The following is a 16,343-nucleotide window of genomic DNA, read 5'->3' on the forward strand; positions in this document are numbered from 1 at the left end:
GGAGGCCCCGGCGGACATCGCGTCCGCCGGGGCCTTTACTCATTCGGCGGATAGCAGCGCCTGTCCGACCTCGTCCGAACGTGCCGACTTGATTCGCGCGCAGGCGCGGATGCGCTCGAGCGTCCGGTTGAAGCCGAGTTCGCCGACGCCGGCTTCCTTGATCCGCGGCCGCAGCGCCGTATCCAGCGCATTCGCCTGCTCGATCGAACAACTGCCGCTGAACATGCCGGGAATGCGCAGCGCCGCGAAGATGCCCGCATCCTTGGCGATCTTGTCGAAATTGCCGATCATGTAATCGAGCGCGAGCTGCCGCGTATCGGCATTGCCGGCGATATCGCCGACCAGCGCCAGCCGTTCGGTGCGGCGGATGCGGGCATCGTCGAGGCTGGCGAGCAGCCATTTGGCGATGTCGGACTTGCCCGATCCGGCGACCGCGCCAAGTGCGGCCGAGCGGAACTGTCCGTCCTCGCTGTCGAGCGCCTTGTCGGCGAGCGACTTGGCATAGGCGAGGTCATTGTCGGCAACCAGCAGCGAAAGGCCGGTGCCGAGATAGGTCGGTGCCAACGCCTTTTCGTCGCCGCCCAGATATGCCTTCGTGGCGGTCTTGATCGTCGTGCGGACCGCATCGTCTTGCGCGGCTCCCGCGAGCAGCCCAACGACCTCGCGGCGCAGTTTCTGTTCGTCGGGCGTGTCGCCGGCTTGACCATTGGTCGCGGGATCGAATCCCAGCCGGTCGAGCAGCGGGCGATAGGTGTCGCCGATCAGCTTGCGATAGGCGGGCATGGCATTGTCGGGGATGATGCCGTGGCTGGCGAGATACCGGAAGCGATGGCCGTTATCGACCGCCACGTTCGAATCGGGGTTCTGCGCCGCCGCGCGGGTCAGTGCGATCAGCCGAGCAGGCCCGGCCTTGCCTGCCATGAACGATGCCCAGAGGCTGTCGTCGAGCGCGAGACCCTCACCGGGGACGAGACTGGGCGACGCCTTGATGAGCGCGTCCCAGTCGGCGGGGTCGAGCTGGAAGCGATAATATCCATTGCCACCCGCATTGGGCATGATTGCGCCGGTGCCCGGCAAGGCAATGTCCATCGGCTTGCCTTCGAGCAGCGAGCATTTCTTCGTATCGGCACGGCGGATGCACAGCGGAATGGTCCACTGTTCGGGCGCCAGATCGGTGCCGAGATAGGAATAGCGCGATTGCGTCGCGACCAGCTTGCCGTCGTCATGGTGCAGCGTCACCACCGGCACGCCCTGCTGATCGACGAAGCTGCGCATCGCGGCCAGCACGCGCGGATCGCCCGCGGCATCGGCGAGCGACTGGAAGAACTGATCGGTCGTCGCATTGCCATAGGCATGGCGTTTCAGGTGCAGCCGCACGCCCTTCTGGAACTCGGCATCGCCCATATAGGCGGCGATCATCTTCACGACCTGCCCGCCCTTGCCATAGGTGATGGCGTCGAACGCGCTGTTGATGTCCGCGTCGCGCGTGATCTTCTGGTGGATCGGGCGGCCGGCCTTCAGCGCGTCGAGGTCCATTGCCCGGAAGGCTTCCTCGATCGCATTGGTGCCGATGTTGAGGTCGGGCCGCCATTCGTTGCCGATGCGGTAGCCCATCCAGTTGGCAAAGCTTTCATTGAGCCAGATATCGTCCCACCATGCGGGCGTGACGAGGTCGCCGAACCATTGGTGCGACAGTTCATGCGCGACGACCATGCCGAATTCCTGCTTCGCGCTGGTGGTCGGATCCTTGTCGAGGAGCAGAATGCCGTCGCCGTAAATATCCGCGCCGGCATTTTCCATCGCGCCCGGCATGATCGGCGAACCGATCTGATCGAGCTTGGGAAAGGGGAAGCGTTCGCCGAAATATTTCTCGAGCAGATCGACGATCGGCCCCGTATTTTGCTTGGCGAACCCCAGCTTGCCCTTATTCGCCTGCGTCGCGACGATGCGGATCGGCAGCGCGTCCGATCGATATTGCGTGGGCGCGGCCGAGGTGTCGGCGGTCAGGAACGGCCCGACGACAAAGGCGACCAGATAGGTCGGCAGCGGCTTGGTCGCCGCGAATTTGTGGCGGACGAGGTCGCCGACCTTGGTCGTGCCCGTCTGCGGTGCGTTGCTGATCGCGGTGAAGCCGGGCTTCGTCGTCAGGCTGACGGTAAAGGGTGTCTTGAAGCCGGGTTCGTCGAACGAGGGAAAGGCGGCGCGCGCGTCGATCGATTCGAACTGCGTCCAGCTATACCATTGGTCGCCGACCTTCAGGTGATAGAGCCCCGCCGTGCCGGTAGCGAAATCGGCGTCATAATCGAACTTGAGCGTCACCTTGCCGGGTTTGACCGTGCGGCCGAAATCGAGCCGGTCGAGGCCGAGCGGGGTGATCTGCTTGAGCGTGACCGGAAAGGTCTTTCCCGCAATCGTGGCGGTCGCTTTGGTCACGTTCAGGCTGCGGCCGCGCATATAGAGCATCGGCGTCGCCTTCTTGATCGTCACGTCGATTTCCGCGTGGCCGCTGAACCGGTCGTGCGACGGCAGCACCGTCAGGTCGAGCCGATAGGCGGTCGGCGCGGCGGTGTCGGGCAGCTTGCCGGTGGGGACGGTGTCCTCGGCATGTGCCGCCACCGGCAGCAGGAAGGCGCAAAGGGCGATCAGATAGGCGCGCAAGTCGGTCTCTCCTTGGAAGGGATGCGCCTTCCTAGTCGGTTATTTTGTTACAAGGCAAATGGTTCAGGCGAAGAGCTCGCCCTGAGCACCGGCCGGTGGGCGAAAGAGATCACGGCGCAGCTCGGCCCGGTCGCCGTTCAGGCCATATTTGCGACAGGCCCTGGCAAAGCGCGTGCGGAGCAGGTCTGCCCATGGCCCTTGCCCGCGCATCCTGCTGAAGTAATCGGGATCGTTGTCGCGGTCGCCGCGCAGCGACCGGATCGTTGTCATGACCTTCGCGGCCCGGTCGGGAAAATGCGTGTCGAGCCAGTCGCGGAACAGGGGAGCGACCTCGTGCGGCAGGCGAACGGGAATGAAGAATGCCGCCCGCGCGCCGGCTTCGCTCGCGCGCTCCAGAATATGTTCGAGTTCGTGATCGGTCACCCAGGGGATGATCGGCGATACCGAAACGAAGGTCGGGACGCCGGCTTCGGCAAGCTTGCGCACCGCCAGCAACCGGCGTTCGGGATGCGGCGCGCGCGGCTCTATCGTATGCGCGATCCCGGGGTCGAGCGAGGTGACCGAGACCATCACCGCGGCGAGCCGCTCTGCCGCCATCGGCGCGATGATGTCGAGGTCGCGCAGCACGCGGTCGGACTTGGTCGTGATGGTCAGCGGATGCTTCGTTTCCGCAAGCACCTCGATACAGCTGCGCGTGACGCGCCATTCGCGCTCGATCGGCTGATAGGGGTCGGTGTTCGTGCCAAAGGCGATCGGCCGCACCTGATAGCCCGGTTTCGCGAGTTCCTTGCGCAAGAGCGCGGCGGCATCGGGCTTGGCGAACAACTTGGTTTCGAAGTCGAGTCCGGGCGACAGGTCGTGATAGGCATGGGTCGGACGCGCGAAGCAATAGATGCAGCCATGTTCGCAGCCGCGATACGGATTGATCGATCGGTCGAACCCGATGTCCGGCGACCGGTTGCGGGTGATGATCGTCCTGGGCTGCTCGACCGCGACGCTGGTCCTCAGCTTCGGCGGCGCGCCGTCGATTTCATCGCGCGCGTCGAGCCAGTCGCCATCGACCTCTCGCTCCACCGAAGAAAAGCGCATGCTCTCCCTGTTCTGTGTCGCGCCGCGTCCGGGAAGTGATTTCGCCATTGCGCGATTATAGGCGACGGTGTAGAACAGATCAAGAACATGAGGAGGCGGAAATGGCGCGTTTGAACTATGTCGAACTGCCTGTGCGCGATGTGCCGGGGCTGAAGCAATTTTACGAGACCGCCTTCGGGTGGAGCCTTGCCGAATTCGGCCCCGATTATGCTGCGACGGTGACCGACGATGTCGATCTCGGTCTCAACGGAGATACCGGTCAATGGACCGCGCAGCTGCTGCCGGTGATAGAGGTCGATGATATCGAGGCTGCGCTGGAACAGGTTACCCGCGCCGGGGGCACGATCACCCTGCCGATCTTTTCCTTCCCCGGCGGACGGCGATTCCACTTTCGCGACCCGCACGGGCACGAACTCGGCGTCTGGATACGGTCGGGCGGGGACGGCGCCGGGTGAGGGCGGTCAGCGTTCGCTGAGGCGCGGCATCAGCTCGACGAAGTTGCAGGGCTTGTGGCGGATATCGAGCTGATCCCTCAGAATGCCATCCCAGCCGTCTTTCACCGCGCCGGTCGATCCGGGCAGCGCGAAGATATAGGTGCCGCGCGCAACGCAGGCGCAGGCGCGCGATTGGATCGTCGAGGTGCCGATCTTGGCATAGCTGAGCCAGCGGAACAGCTCGCCGAACCCCTCGATTGCCTTGTCTTGTACGCGCGCAACGGCTTCTGGCGTGACATCGCGGCCGGTGACGCCCGTTCCGCCGGTGGTGATGATACAATCGACCTCGGGATCGTCGATCCAGACATGCAGGTCCCCGACAATCGCATCGACATCGTCGCGCACGATGCGGCGGTCGGCAATGACATGGCCCGCGCCTTCGATCCGTTCGACGAGCGTGTCGCCCGACCGGTCGTCTTCCAGCGTGCGCGTGTCGGAAACGGTAAGTAGCGCGATCCGCACCGGGCGAAACGCGATCGATTCGTCAATCGGCACTGGCGGTGCGAACCCCCCGCGATGTCATGCGAACGCCGGCAGCGCCCGGCATGCCCGGAAATTTGGGCCAGAGTCCTTGAGAAAGCGCGGCGCGGCTGGGGGAGGGCTTGCCCTCCTTTTTCTCGTACATCCAGTAATTGCGCAGCACCGTCATCACATAGCCGCGCGTTTCCCAATATGGGATGCTCTCGATGTAGAGCAGCGGATCGCCATTGTCGCGCGTGGACAGGTTCCATGCCTGGACCGGCGACGGACCGGCATTGTAGGCGGCGATTACCTTGGGCAGCAAACCGCCGGTCTGCGGCAGGTCGCGCAGACGTTCGAGATAAGTCTGGCCCACTTCGATATTGACCGAGGGCTTGGTGAGCGCGGCGCGGTCGATCGTCTGCCCGCGCTGGCGACCGATATCGCTGGCCGCGGCCGGCATGATCTGCATAAGGCCATAGGCGCCGGCCGGGCTGACGATATCGGTGTCGAAGCGCGATTCCTGTAGCGTATGGGCATAGACAAGCGCCTTGTCGACGCGCCAGCCGCCATCGGGCGTCCAGTTGGGCAGCGGGTAGCGCGCGGTTTCGATCGGGCGCGCGCCGGCCGGGCTGTAATGCGAGAGCCAGAGCTCGGTCGCGGGCAGGTCGAGCCGTCCGGCCAGTCGCGTCAGCGCGGCATATTCGTTGGCATCGCCGATCTTCGCCTGATGGCGGATCACCTCGTCGGCGAGCGCATCCTCGCCGATCTCGTGGAGCGCGGCGGCGACGCGGACGTTCGGGCGCCGCTTGAGGACGTTCCAGTCCTGTGTGACGAAGCGTTCGCCGTCGCGCGCCGGCTGGTCCACGATGCCCAGCGCTTGCCGCGCGAGCATGCCGTAGAAGGTTTCGCCATATTGCGACGCGCTTTCGAGCCGCGCCTGAATCAGTTCGGGACGACCGCACGCCATGTCGGCGCGCGAAGCCCAATAGAGACCGGCAGCGCGAAGGTCGGTGTTGGTGGCGCGCTGCGCGACCGACTGGAACGCCGCCTCGGCGCTGCGGCAGTCATTCTGCCGCCAGGACGCGAGACCCTGGACCCAGTCGGCATGCGCGGCCCAGTCGCCGCTGCCCTGCTGCGCGAGCCGTGCGACGCGGCGTGCGTCGCTGTCGTCACCGGAAAGATAATAGATCCACGAAACACGCTGCCACCATTCGGTGCGTGCTTCATCGTCGAGGTTGTCGACCGCGCCCTGCACCAGTGCTTCGGCACCCGCGCCGTCGTCATTCTGGATGAAGGGCTTGATCTTGTCGGCGAGGTCGGCGGCGGTCGCGTCGCTCTTGCTCATGCGCAGGCGGACGCGGTTCGGCGCGCCATTGTGCCAGACGAGGCGCTGTTCGGCGGGGATGTCGGGAAGGCTCTCGGCACCGCGGAGCTGGGCGAGGCGTCCGATCTGATCGGCCTCGGGCAGTTCGGGCGCTTCGTTCAGCAGCGCGAGCAGCGGCTGGAGCGGGACCTTGGGCGAATTGGCCGCCGTATAGAGCTCGGCCAGCGCGATCGCGTGTAGCGGGCCTGGCTTCATCGCATTCAGCTGCAATTGCGCATCGGCCCAGCGCTGCTGGTGGATCGCATCGAACACCGCGCGATATCCGGCGCGCTGCGCATCGTCGAGCTGGCGCGGAATGCCGTCGTCGGCAAGCGATTGCGATGTAAGCGGCGTCTTCTCGTCAGCGGCGCGCGCGACCGCCGGCATCGCGATTATCGCGGCGGCGAGGAGAAGATGGATACGCACTGTTATCGTCCCCCGGTCAGCAGTTGCAGGTCCTTCCAGCTCTCCGCCTTGGCGGCCGGGCGTTCCAGCAGGAAACGCGGGTGGAGGCTGGCGACGGTGGGGAATTCTCTCCCCAAGTGGTTAATCGCATGTAAACGCCCGCGCTGGCGAGCGCCGTCCGGCCCGAGAACGGCACGGTTCACCGTTTGGCCGAGCAAAAGCACCCGTTTCGGCGCCGCCAAGCCGATGTGATGGCGCGTTAATTCTGCCAGCGGGTCCTCCGCGCCGGGGGGCAGCGTTCCCGTCAGCGGGCGGGCGAGCGCGAGCGAAGAAAGGTAGATATGGTCGCGGTCGAGGCCGATCGCCGCGAGCATCCGGTCGAGCAACCGCCCCGCAGGTCCGCTGACGAGCGTGCCGGCATCGGCATCGCCCGTTTCGGGCATGTCGACGATCACCATCAGATCGGCCTGCGGATTTCCCTGCGGCGACAGGATCGAAGCGTTCCATGCCGCTTCGGGGGCGTCCTCGCCGGTGCGCCAGGCGACGAATGCGTCGAGCGTATCGGGTAGCGCCGCGGGTTCGGCGACCGGCGTTGCCGCTACGGCATCGGGGGTCGGGCGCCGTGCGAGCCAGTCGCGCGGTTCATCCTCGACAAGTACGTCGACGCCAGCATCGCGCCACCATTCGAGCGCGCTTGCGGCTTCGGCCTGCCAGTCGGTGTGTTGGTCTGCCCCCATATCCCCACTCAATCCCGGGTTGACGCGGCAGTCAATCTACTTGCATCGACATTCGGACAAAAGGTTGCGGATGCGCGGCGGAAAGCGCGCGCGAAGGCACGGAGGAGACGGAGATGAGTGAACGCGAGTCCATGCCCTATGACGTCGTGATCGTCGGCGCTGGGCCTGCCGGGCTGTCGGCGGCGATCCGCCTCAAGCAGATGGCGAACGAAAAGGGTGGCGATCTTTCGGTCTGCATCCTGGAAAAAGGGTCCGAAGTCGGCGCGCATATCCTGTCGGGCGCGGTCATCGATCCGCGTGCGCTCGACGAACTGCTGCCCGACTGGCGCGAGCAGGGCTGCCCGATGGCGGCGACGCCGGTGACCGAGAACCATCACTGGACGCTGACCAAGACCGGCAAGTCCGAAATGCCGCACTTCATGCTCCCCCCCTTCATGCACAATCGTGGCACCTACACCGGCAGCCTTGGCAATATGTGCCGCTGGCTCGCCGAACAGGCCGAGGGGCTGGGCGTCGAAATCTTCCCGGGTTTCGCCGCGGCCGAAGTGCTGTTCAACGACGACGGATCGGTAAAGGGCGTCGCGACGGGCGACATGGGCGTCGCGAAGGACGGCAGCCACAAGCCCGATTATCAGCCCGGCCTCGAACTCCACGCGAAATACACCTTTTTCGCCGAGGGCGTGCGCGGTGGCCTGTCGAAGGAACTGATGCGCATCTTCGATCTGCGCGCAGATTGCGAACCGCAGGTTTTCGGACTGGGTATCAAGGAATTGTGGGACATCGATCCGGCCAAGCATGTGCCGGGGCGCGTGATCCACACCCAGGGCTGGCCGCTGAGCGAGACGCGCGGATCGAATGGCGGCGGGTTCCTGTATCATCAGAAGGACGGGCAGGTCGCGCTCGGCTTCGTCACCTGGCTCAACTATTCGAATCCGTATCTGTCGCCATTTCAGGAAATGCAGCGCTGGAAGACGCATCCGGCGATCGCCGATATCCTGAAGGGCGGCAAGCGCGTGTCTTACGGCGCGCGTGCGATCAACGATGGCGGCTGGCAGTCGGTGCCGAAGCTGACCTTCCCCGGCGGCGCGCTGATCGGCTGTTCGGCGGGCTTCCTGAACGTACCGCGGATCAAGGGTACGCACACCGCGATGAAGAGCGGGATGATGGCCGCCGAGGCCGCGTTCGAGGCGATCCAGGCCGAGCGGTCGGCCGACGAGCTGACCGCCTATACCACCGCCTATGAGAATAGCTGGGTGTATGAGGAGCTGCGCAAGGTTCGCAACGTCGTGCCGCTCGTCAAGAAATATGGCGACACGGTCGGCACCGGGCTTGCCGGCGTCAATATGTGGCTGGAGCATTGGGGCATTCGCATGCCCTATACGATGGGGCACAAGCCCGATCATGAAAGCCTGTGGCGCAAGGATCAGGCGACGCCCATCGACTATCCCAAGCCCGATGGCGAGCTGACCTTCGACCGGCTGTCCTCGGTGTTCCTCTCGAACACCAACCATGAAGAGGATCAGCCCTGCCACTTGACGCTAAAGGACCCGAACGTTCCCATCGACTATAATCTGCCGATGTACGACGAACCGGCGCAGCGTTATTGCCCGGCGGGCGTTTACGAGGTCGTGGGCGAGGATGAGGGCGAGCCCAAATTCGTCATCAACGCGCAGAACTGCGTCCACTGCAAGACATGCGACATCAAGGACCCGACCCAGAACATCAACTGGGTCGTGCCCGAAGGCGGTGGAGGCCCCAATTATCCGAACATGTAGGCGTATCCTGCTCGGCGCGGTCGCGCTGGGCGCATTGGCCCCGGTGGCGCCGGCCAGCGCGAGCACCGGCGACCTTGCCGCCTATGTGAAGGCGCGCGCAGCCGATGCCGATGGCGACGTGCCGGTGGCGGTTTCGGGATATGCCGATGCGCTGAAGGCGGCGCCCGACAATGTCGTGGTCGCCATCCGCGCCTATCGCGAAGCGATGACGGCGGGCGACCTCGACCTTGTCCGCCAGGCCGGGGCGGTGCTCGACCGCAATCAGGTCGCCTCGCCCGACAGCTATCTCTTCACGCTGGCCGACGCGGTCGAGCGCCACGACTGGAAGCGCGCACACGCTGCGATCGACGGGCTTGCCGACGGGCCGCTCGAATTCCTGCAGCCCTCGCTGAATGCGTGGGTTGCGTATGGCAGCCGGCGGGGCGATCCGATCGCGTTGCTCGACGCGGCGAACGACAGTGCCATCGGTGCGCATTATGCGCGCGGGCAGCGTGCGTTGCTGCTGATTGCAAAGGGGCGCACCGATGCCGGGCTTGCCGCGCTGCAGGCCGATCTTTCGCCCGACGGCAGCGATATCGGTATTCGGATCGGCGCGGCGCAACTGCTTCGCGCGAAGGGCAAGCGCGACGAGGCGCTGAACGTGCTGCGCGGTACCGACCTGCCGGACCTCGATCCGGAGGCGCTGCTCCGGCGCAAGGTGAAGCCCAATGCCGCGTTCGGCATTGCCTTGCTCTACGCCGACCTGATGGCCAGCCTGACGAGCGAACGCGTGCTTCCGCTCCAGGTTCTGCTCGGTCGTTCCTCGTTGCTGCTCGAACCCGGCGACGACCGCACGCGACTGTTGCTCGCCGATGCATTGTCGCGCGACGGCGCCGATATGGAGGCGCACCGCGTGCTCGCGCAGATCGACGCCGACAGCCCATTCGCCCGGGCTGCGCGCAATGAAAGCGTGACGATGCTGACGCGCGCTGGAGAGCAGCAGCTCGCGCTTGAAGAAGCGCGTCGCATCGCCGATGCGCCGGGCGCAAATCTCGACGAGGTGCGCGATTATGGCGACCTTCTCGTTTCGGTCGGGCAATATGGCGATGCTGCGAAAATCTATGCGCGCGCGATCGACATGGCCGGTGAGCGGGCGGGGTGGCCGCTATACCTGCAACGCGGCGGCGCGCTCGAACAGGCGGGCAAGTGGAACGAGGCGCTGCCGGTACTGCGCAAGGCCCAGCAGCTCGCGCCCCAGCAGCCGATCGTGCTCAACTATCTTGGCTATGCGCAGATAGAGCGCGGCGAAAATCTGGTCGAGGCGCAGAAGCTGATCGAACAGGCATTGCGCTTGCGGCCCGACGATCCGTCGATCACCGACTCACTCGGCTGGGCCTATTACAAGCGCGGGAAGATCGCGAAGGCGGTCCCGCTGCTCGAAAAGGCCGCCAAGTCGCGGCCGGGTGACGTGACCGTCAACGAACATCTGGGAGACGCCTATTGGCGCGCGGGGCGGCATTACGAGGCGCGCTATGCCTGGCGCGCGGCGGCGGTCAATGCCGATGGGGAAGAGGCGCAGCGGATCGACGCCAAACTGGCTTCGGGGCTGAAGCAAGGCGTGGACTGACCGGGCGATGATGATAGAGCCGGCGCGCGCGAAACTGAACCTTGCGCTGCACATCCGCGGCAAGCGCGAGGACGGGTATCACGAACTCGAAACGCTGTTCGCGTTCGTCGAATTCGGCGACAAGATCAGCGTCGATGTGGCGGAAGAGGACCGCCTGGCGATTACCGGCCCCTATGCCGAGGCGCTGACGGGGCTGGAAGGCGACAATCTGGTGTGCCGCGCGCGCGACTTGTTCCGCGAACGGTTCGGCATCGACGACAAGGTCGCGATCACGCTGGCCAAGCATCTGCCGGTCGCATCGGGCATCGGTGGAGGATCGGCGGACGCGGCGGCGACGCTGCGCGCGATGGCGCGGCAGTTCGGTATTGCGACCGACCATCCCGAGCTGATGCGGTGCGCCGAAACACTTGGTTCCGACGTGCCCGCCTGTCTGTTCGGTCGCACCGCGATCGGTCGCGGGCGCGGCGAGAAGCTGGAGGCGGTGGACGATGTCGCAGGGATTCCGGCGCTGCTCGTCAATCCGGGGGTGGCGGTATCGACGCCGGCTGTCTTTGCGCGCTGGTCGGGCGAGGCGAGCGACGGCCTTGCGCCCGGACGGGCGATCCAGAGCGCGATGGCGTCTCGCAACGATCTTCAACCGCCGGCGATCGCGCTGCAATCCGTGATCGGCGACGTTATCAAGCTGCTCGATCGGCAGCAGGGCGCGCGGCTGGTGCGCATGTCGGGATCGGGCGCGACCTGTTTCGCGCTGTTCGCAAGGGCCGACGAGTGTCACCGCGCGGCCGCGAACGTTCGCGCGGCGCAGCCGGGCTGGTGGTGTTCCGAAACGGCACTCGCGTGACAGAAATTCGTGTCGAAGCGGGACGGCGGGCGGTGTAAACGACGCAGATTCGCACCTGGCATCGGTCTTGCTCAGCAGCGGATACCCGGATCGCGTGCCGGGCGCACAACGTCCGAGGGTGGCCCCCGCGTCCGCGCGGGCGCCACCCAAGTTCTTACCCGGAAATCGATGTTCGGCGGCGTTTTGACGGCGATCAATGAAGCATGCCGCACAAGCGGCCAATGCGGCGTCATGTGGACCTATTATCCCGATCTGCTCGCCCGGCCCGTTCCGCGCTATACCAGCTATCCCACCGCTGCCGAGTTCGTCGATACGGTGGGGCCGGCCGACCTGGCGGACGCGCTCGACACGGTTGGCGAAGGCGACGCGCTGTCGCTTTACCTGCATATTCCCTATTGCCAGTCGATCTGCTGGTATTGCGGATGCAACACCGGGGCCGCGAACCGCCCCCAGCGATTGACGAACTATCTCGAACGGCTCGAGCGCGAGATCCAACTCGTCGCGGACCGTTTGTCCGGGCGCGGCCGTGTCGGACGGATCGCGTTCGGCGGTGGTAGTCCCAATGCGATCGAGCCCGCGGCTTTCCTGCGCCTGACCGACCGGTTGCGCAGCGCCTTTGCCTGCGACGACGCGATCCTTTCGGTCGAACTCGATCCGCGCGGATTTTCTCCCGCATGGGCCGACGCGATGGCGCAGGCGGGTGTTACGCGCGCCAGCCTTGGCGTCCAGACGCTCGATCCGGCGATCCAGGCCGCGATCGGCCGGGTCCAGCCGGAGGAGGACATCCGCAGGACGATGGAGATGTTGCGTGCGGCGGGGCTCGATTCGATCAATTTCGACCTGATGTATGGGCTGCCGGGACAGGACAGCGATGTCCCTATGCGCACGATGGAGGCGAGCCTTGCGATGGCGCCCGACCGGCTGGCCGTGTTCGGCTATGCGCATGTCCCGCACATGATCCCGCGCCAGCGCCGGATCGATGCGAACGCTTTGCCGGGCGCCGAACGGCGTTTCGCGCAGGCGGCGCTGGCGCATGATTTCCTGACCGGCGCGGGCTATTCCGCGATCGGTTTCGACCATTTCGCAAAGCCTGGTGACGCGCTTGCTCTGGCCGCGGCGGATGGCTCGCTTCGCCGCAATTTCCAGGGTTTTACCGAGGATCAGGCGCGCGTCCTTATCGGCCTGGGCGCAAGCGCGATCAGCGAGTTTCCCGCACATCTGCTACAGAATGAAAAGAACGCCGGACGCTATCAGATCGCGGTCGCGGCGGGGCGCTTCGCCACTGCGCGGGGCGTTGGCCGGACGCGGCAGGACCGGGTGCGCGGCGCCGCGATCGAGGCGCTGCTCTGCCACGGGAGCGCCGAACTGACAGCGCTTGGCGATCTTTCCGCGATCCGCGATCGGTTGCGGCCCTTTGCCGACCACGGTCTGATCGAATGGCAGGGCGATGTTCTTCGGCTGCGGCGTGCCGCAGTGCCTTATGCCAGGGCCATCGCCGCGACGCTCGACGCGTACCGCGCGGACAGCGCGATCCGGTTCAGCAGCGCGGTGTGATCAGGCCGCGTCGCGCGCGGCCACCGTATCTGCGCTCTCAAGCATGATCGAGCGATTGCATATCGCGGCCATTGCGGGGCGGTGGCTGACGAGGATCACGCCCTGTCCGGTACGGTCGAGCCGGTCGGCCAGCCGCGCTGCGACCACTGCCTCGGTAACCGCATCAAGTCCCTCGCTCGGTTCGTCGAGCAACAGCCAGGGCGCGGTCGCGACATAGGCCCGCGCCAGTGCCAGCCGTCGCCGTTCGCCGCCCGACAGCCGCACGCCATTCTCGCCGATCCAGCTATCGAGACCGTTATCGAGCGCGCGAACCCGATCTTCCAGCGCGGCATCCGCCAGCGCCTGCCACATCGCCACCTCGTCGGCGCCCGGATTTGCAAGCAACAGGTTCTCGCGCACCGATCCGGCGATGAGCGCCGCATCCTGCGGCATCCAGGCAAAGCAGGAGCGGGCCGCATCGACGGGTAGCTCGGAAAGGTCGATCCCGCCCAGCGTGACGGCGCCCCGCGCGACCGGTCGCAGGCCGATAAACGCTTCGATCAGCGTCGTCTTGCCCACCCCCGAAACGCCGTTCAGCGCCATATGCTCGCCTTGCGTGATCCGGCACGAAACAGGACGCGCGATCGTAATCGAATAATCGGCGGGCAGGGGGGAGCAGGTTCGCGGCGGGACCGCTGCTTCGACCAGCGCTTCCAGACGCGCCTCCGCCTCCTGCAAACGACCGCGTTCGAGCAGCGCGCGAAGCGCTGGGCCGGCAGCGTCGATCGTCATCGCTGCGGCTAGTGCGGCGAGCGCTGCGAGCGGTGCGCCGGCCGCAAGGCTGAGGAGCAGTGCCGTGCCGGCGGCGATGGCGACCGTTGCAGCATGGAGCAACTCGAACCACCCCGCGACTTCCGCCTGACGGCGCTGGGCGCTGGCGAGCCTGCGGCTCGATGTCGCGATGCGATCGGCGGCATAATCTTCGAGGCCGAAACACCGCAATTCGGGCGCGGCACCGGCGAGCGTGGCAAGTGTCTCGCGCAGTTCGCCGCCCGCGCGCTGCACGGCGCGACCGCGTTCCGCGAAACGCCGCGCGATACGGTCGGCAAGCGCCAGCATCACGCCCAGACAGGCCAGCGTCGCCAGCGCAGCCATTATTCCGCCGAGCACGATCAGCGCCAATCCCGAAGCCAGGGCTGCGGCCACGCCCCAGGGAGAGGACATGCGCACGAAATGATTTTCGACCGCGTCGACATCGCCGATCAGTCGGGCATTGGCCTCGCCGGTCCCGAGCGCCAGCGATTTTTCGGCAGGAGCGCCGGCGAGCGCACGAAACAGTTGCGGCCGCAGGCGGGCGAGCGCGCGGAAGGCGGCTTCATGGCCGGCAAGGCGTTCGCCATAGCGCGCCGCGGTGCGCGTGATCGCCAGCAGCCGGATACCGGCGGCGGGCAGCATATAGTTGAAGGCAAGCGCGGCGGTCGTGCCGGCTGCGCCCGCAAATGCAGCCGCGGTGATGAACCAGCCCGACAGCCCGAGAAGCACGACCGACGATGCGGCGGTCAGCGCGGCGAGGATCGCGGCGCGGACCAAAAGCCCGCGCTGTGCCCGTCGTTCTCGCGCCAGCAACTCGCGGAAGGTCATGCCGGTTCTCCAAGGCGGACGACGCGGTCGGCGATCGCCGCCAATCGCTCGCTGTGCGTCGCGATCAGCGTGGTGCGACCGGCGCGCGCCGACGCGATGGTCGCGATCAGCGACTCTTCGGCGGCGGCGTCGAGATGGGCGGTGGGCTCGTCGAGCAGCAGCAGCGGCGCTGGTTTCAGCAACGCGCGGGCGAGTGCGATGCGCCTGCGTTCGCCGCCCGAAATTCCGCCGCCCCTGGTGTCGAGACGGGTGTCGATGCCGTCGGTGCGACGGGCGAGCATGGGCGCGAGACCAGCCTCATGGACTGCCCGTGCAAGCTCGCTTTCGCTCGCGTCCGCGTTCGCCAGCAGCAGGTTGTCGCGGATCGTGCCCGGGATCACCAATGGCTGCTGTCCCGCCCAGCTTGCCAGCGACGCGATGCTGGCGCCGGCGGGCAGGGCGGCACCGTCGATCTCGACCCGGCCGGAGGTCAGCGGCGCCAGCCCCAGCAGCAGGTGAAGCAGGCTGGATTTCCCGCTTCCCGACGGACCGAGCAATGCGACCGTCTCGCCTGCGCCGACCTGAAAGGACAGGCCGTTGACGGCTGGCCTTCCGGTGTCGGGATAGCGGATCGTCACCCGGTCGAAGCGCAGCGCCGGAAGCCCGACGGGCATCGGCGTTGCCGGCGCGGATATGGGTTCGGGGAGCGTGCGCAGCCGATCGGACGCCGTCTCGGCCGCCTGCTTGTCGTGATAGGCCGCGGCGAGCCGCCGCATCGGCGCGTAGAATTCGGGCGCCAGCGCCAGCACGAAAAAGGCGCGCCCCAGATCGAGCTGTTCGGGCACTGAAAAGGGAAGCTGACCGAGCAGGTTGAAGCCGCAATATACCGCGACCATCGCCACCGACAGCGCGGCGAAGAATTCGAGCGCGGCCGACGACAGGAAGGCGACGCGCAGCACGCGCATTGTCCGGCGCGCCAATTCATCGGCCGCGCGTCCCAGTGCTTCCGCCTCGCGTTCCGTCGCACGAAAGGCGAGCACGACGGGCAGCGCGCGGATACGGTCGGCAAAACGCCCCGAAAGCCGCGAGAGCGCGACGAACTGGCGACGCGATTCGTTCGCCGCCGCGCCGCCTGCCAGCGCCATGGCAATGATGAAGGGTAGCAGCGTCGCGACGAGGATGGCCGCCGAAATCGGGCTGGCGACGGCGACTGCTGCCAGCACGAGCATCGGCGCGAGTGCAGCGGCCTTGCGCGCCGGCAGGAAGCGTGCGGCATAGCCGTCGAGCGCGTCGACTTCATCGACCGCCGTCGAAAGCAGCGTGCCGATGGTCGTGTTCGATCCGGGGGCGCGGGCAAGAAGCGCATCGACGACGCGCGTGCGCAGCGTCAGCTTGACGGTTTCGGCGCCCGCCGCGCCCGTTCGCGCGGCGAGCATCGCGGCCAGACCCCGCAGCGCTCCCGACGCCATGGCAAGCACCGCCCAGGGAAGCACTGCCGCCATGCCCTTGGGCACAGCCACAACCGCCGCTGCGATTCCGCCGGCGAACCCGGTCGCCGCGACCGCATCGGCGATGAGCAGCGCGACTGACAGCCGCACCCGCGGGTCGCGACCGACCGCCGCGCGCAGCCATCGTGCGCGGTCGCGTTGTGCCGCCTTGTCGCCTGTTGTCGCCGTCATGGCCTTGCTCGTCGCGCACCACGGACAAAAGGTCTTTGACCGCGGTCAATGTTCTGTCTGCGCCGAGGGCCTAGCTGCGGA

The 16,343-nt window shown here is 66.5% G+C and carries 12 protein-coding genes; 5 read left to right on the forward strand and 7 right to left on the reverse strand.

All coding sequences use genetic code 11. The annotated features are described in order from the left end of the window. Positions 1-39: 39 nt before the first annotated feature. Positions 40-2,658, reverse strand: coding sequence for a M1 family metallopeptidase (locus tag J7S20_RS01815; RefSeq protein ID WP_284052524.1), 2,619 nt, complete (start codon positions 2,656-2,658; stop codon positions 40-42). Positions 2,659-2,721: 63 nt separating this feature from the next. Beyond that, positions 2,722-3,795 (reverse strand): PA0069 family radical SAM protein, encoded by a 1,074-nt coding sequence (locus J7S20_RS01820; protein WP_284052525.1) that lies wholly within the window; start codon positions 3,793-3,795, stop codon positions 2,722-2,724. Positions 3,796-3,848: 53 nt separating this feature from the next. On the opposite strand from J7S20_RS01820, the gene J7S20_RS01825 reads away from it, so the two are divergent. Beyond that, the gene (locus J7S20_RS01825; protein ID WP_284052526.1) at positions 3,849-4,202 is read left to right on the forward strand and encodes a VOC family protein; all 354 of its coding nucleotides are present in this window, start codon (positions 3,849-3,851) and stop codon (positions 4,200-4,202) included. Between the two features lie 6 nt (positions 4,203-4,208). Here the strand turns inward: J7S20_RS01825 and moaB are convergent, their stop codons facing one another. From moaB to J7S20_RS01840, 3 genes are read right to left on the reverse strand one after another with little or no spacing between them, the layout of a single operon-like run. Next, positions 4,209-4,736 carry a molybdenum cofactor biosynthesis protein B gene (gene moaB / locus J7S20_RS01830; protein ID WP_284052527.1) on the reverse strand — a complete coding sequence of 176 codons (528 nt, stop codon included), beginning with the start codon at positions 4,734-4,736 and terminating at the stop codon, positions 4,209-4,211. Then, positions 4,726-6,453, reverse strand: a complete 1,728-nt coding sequence (locus tag J7S20_RS01835; protein WP_284053372.1) for a lytic transglycosylase domain-containing protein — start codon at positions 6,451-6,453, stop codon at positions 4,726-4,728. Before J7S20_RS01835 ends, moaB begins: the two co-directional genes overlap by 11 nt. A gap of 41 nt (positions 6,454-6,494) precedes the next feature. Next, positions 6,495-7,208 (reverse strand): uracil-DNA glycosylase, encoded by a 714-nt coding sequence (locus tag J7S20_RS01840; protein WP_284052528.1) that lies wholly within the window; start codon positions 7,206-7,208, stop codon positions 6,495-6,497. 113 nt (positions 7,209-7,321) lie between these two features. Here J7S20_RS01840 and J7S20_RS01845 point away from each other — a divergent pair, with 113 nt between their 5' ends. From J7S20_RS01845 to hemN, 4 genes are all read left to right on the forward strand, one after another. Then, complete coding sequence (locus tag J7S20_RS01845) at positions 7,322-8,983, forward strand: electron transfer flavoprotein-ubiquinone oxidoreductase (RefSeq protein WP_284052529.1); 1,662 nt, start codon at positions 7,322-7,324, stop codon at positions 8,981-8,983. A 43-nt stretch (positions 8,984-9,026) separates the two neighbouring features. Beyond that, entirely contained in the window at positions 9,027-10,589 is a 1,563-nt protein-coding gene (locus tag J7S20_RS01850) for a tetratricopeptide repeat protein (protein WP_284052530.1), read from the forward strand. A gap of 7 nt (positions 10,590-10,596) precedes the next feature. Next, positions 10,597-11,430 carry a 4-(cytidine 5'-diphospho)-2-C-methyl-D-erythritol kinase gene (locus tag J7S20_RS01855; protein ID WP_284052531.1) on the forward strand — a complete coding sequence of 278 codons (834 nt, stop codon included), beginning with the start codon at positions 10,597-10,599 and terminating at the stop codon, positions 11,428-11,430. Between the two features lie 231 nt (positions 11,431-11,661). Continuing rightward, the gene (gene hemN, locus J7S20_RS01860; RefSeq protein ID WP_284052532.1) at positions 11,662-12,984 is read left to right on the forward strand and encodes an oxygen-independent coproporphyrinogen III oxidase; all 1,323 of its coding nucleotides are present in this window, start codon (positions 11,662-11,664) and stop codon (positions 12,982-12,984) included. Here hemN and J7S20_RS01865 read toward each other — a convergent pair whose 3' ends face one another. Continuing rightward, a complete protein-coding gene (locus tag J7S20_RS01865) occupies positions 12,985-14,604 on the reverse strand; it encodes an amino acid ABC transporter ATP-binding/permease protein (protein ID WP_284052533.1) in 1,620 nt (539 codons plus the stop codon). After that, positions 14,601-16,262 carry a thiol reductant ABC exporter subunit CydD gene (gene cydD, locus J7S20_RS01870; RefSeq protein WP_284052534.1) on the reverse strand — a complete coding sequence of 554 codons (1,662 nt, stop codon included), beginning with the start codon at positions 16,260-16,262 and terminating at the stop codon, positions 14,601-14,603. Before cydD ends, J7S20_RS01865 begins: the two co-directional genes overlap by 4 nt. Positions 16,263-16,343: the final 81 nt, after the last annotated feature.

The sequence above is a fragment of the Stakelama marina genome (genome assembly GCF_018122655.1).
In the GTDB taxonomy this organism is placed as follows: domain Bacteria; phylum Pseudomonadota; class Alphaproteobacteria; order Sphingomonadales; family Sphingomonadaceae; genus Sphingomonas; species Sphingomonas marina.